Genomic DNA, 1,724 nt, shown 5'->3' on the forward strand with positions numbered 1-1,724 from the left:
GACATGGGGACATGGGGACGCGGGGAATTTATCACGAACACTCTCCGCGTCAGAGCGTCCCTCACTCTTTGCGTCTGTTCTAGATGGTCATTGGGCAGAACCATTTATTCAGGCATTGGGGAGTCTGGATTTAATTCACGATTTACCTGATGATACGTATCAGCTAGATAAACCGATGACTCGCGCTGAATACGCGGCTTTGGTGGCAATTGCTTTTAAGCCCACTGCTAAACGCCCAGCAGCAGATTTTGTAGATGTATCAAAAGATTTTTGGGCGTATAATGCTATCCAAGTTGCAGCTAGAGGTGGGTTTGTTGGCGGATTTAGCGATCGCACTTTCCACCCACATCAAAATGTCAAACGGCTACAAGTCATTGTCTCTTTAGTTAACGGCCTCGGACTACCGCAAGCTGATAACAATGTTTTAGAAGTGTATAGCGATCGCCATACAATTCCCGACTATGCCGAAAAAGCTGTTGCAACTGCAACACATAAAAGAATAATTGTCAATTATCCAGACCCAAAATTGCTTGCACCTTTACGTCCGGCAACATACGCTGAAACTGCGGCGATGGTTTATCAGGCGTTAGTTGCCATTGGGCGAACATCTGCCATCAAAGAAGAATTCAAAATCAATTAATCGGGGATCGATGGAGTTTGGAGACAATCCATGATACAAACATACAGTTGTCAACTCTACTTAATCTCACCGAATCTCATAGCTGTTGACCATTCACAGTTAACAGTCAACAGTCTCATTGAGCAGAGCCGGAAAAACTCCTCCTCTGGTGAATGTGCAAGTTAAATGTAAAACAGCTTAAGTAATCAAGATAACTTGAAATCAATCTTTAGGCTCTTGCATTTGAGCAGTTGACAAGTAGAATGGGAAACACTGCTATCGACTTGAAAACTCTGGTAAAAAACCATGCAGTTAAAAGCACGATACGCTATATGCGATGGGTGAAAAATCTTAGACCTATTGCCAAAAGCTAACAGTCTCATGTTAACAACACTTCCAGACACCTCTGCCAATTTAGCGATCGCGTTATTAATTCACTATAGTTTCGATCTCAGCGGGTATACTGCCAATGAGTTGGTTGAACGTTGGCAAACGCAATACCCACTGAATTGGCTACACCTGGCAGTGATTGAAGCACTATATCAAGGTCGTTATAAAGCGGTTTCTGTGCAGCAAATTTTAGTATTTTGGCAACGTCGGCAACAGGCTACATACCATTTCAACATGGAATTTGAACGTATGGTTTGTAGCAAGTTTCCCCAAAGCCTAACTTCAGTGGCGACACCAGCCTTACCGCCAGTCAAGAAAAATCCGGTTTTTGAAAAGGTAACAAAGCCTCAATTACCACCTGGGAAAATTAGCAATGGTTATCAAAAAAGTAACATTGCAACTCTACAACTGAGAGGCGAACAGCAAAAGACATCTCCACCCCAAGAAGAAGATACAACCGCCCTCAAGTCCACCACAGCAAACAACTCCACTTCTTTGGCAACACTTGGACGATCCCCAGCTGTTAGTCAAAGACAAACTTCATCAGAAAATACATCATCAGCCTCTCATCAAGAGCCAAAATTGCTACCACCCGCCCCTATTCGTCCCCCAATAGGACAATTTACTCCAGAAAAAAGCGATCGTCGTTCTGAATCTTTTACGTCTAAACTCAAAGCAATGTCTGGCGAACAGGGGAATGGCGAGTAGAGGTGGG

At 43.6% G+C, this 1,724-nt stretch carries 2 protein-coding genes; both read left to right on the forward strand.

Annotated features, from left to right (window positions below):
• Positions 1–640 (forward strand): S-layer homology domain-containing protein (locus tag GNE10_RS34315; protein ID WP_185570479.1); only part of this gene is annotated, 640 nt, incomplete at its 5' end.
• 360 nt (positions 641–1,000) lie between these two features.
• Complete coding sequence (locus GNE10_RS34320; protein ID WP_185570480.1) at positions 1,001–1,717, forward strand: hypothetical protein; 717 nt, start codon at positions 1,001–1,003, stop codon at positions 1,715–1,717.
• Positions 1,718–1,724 lie beyond the last annotated feature (7 nt).

The sequence above is a fragment of the Nostoc sp. 2RC genome (assembly GCF_014222165.1).
Classification (GTDB): domain Bacteria; phylum Cyanobacteriota; class Cyanobacteriia; order Cyanobacteriales; family Nostocaceae; genus Nostoc; species Nostoc linckia.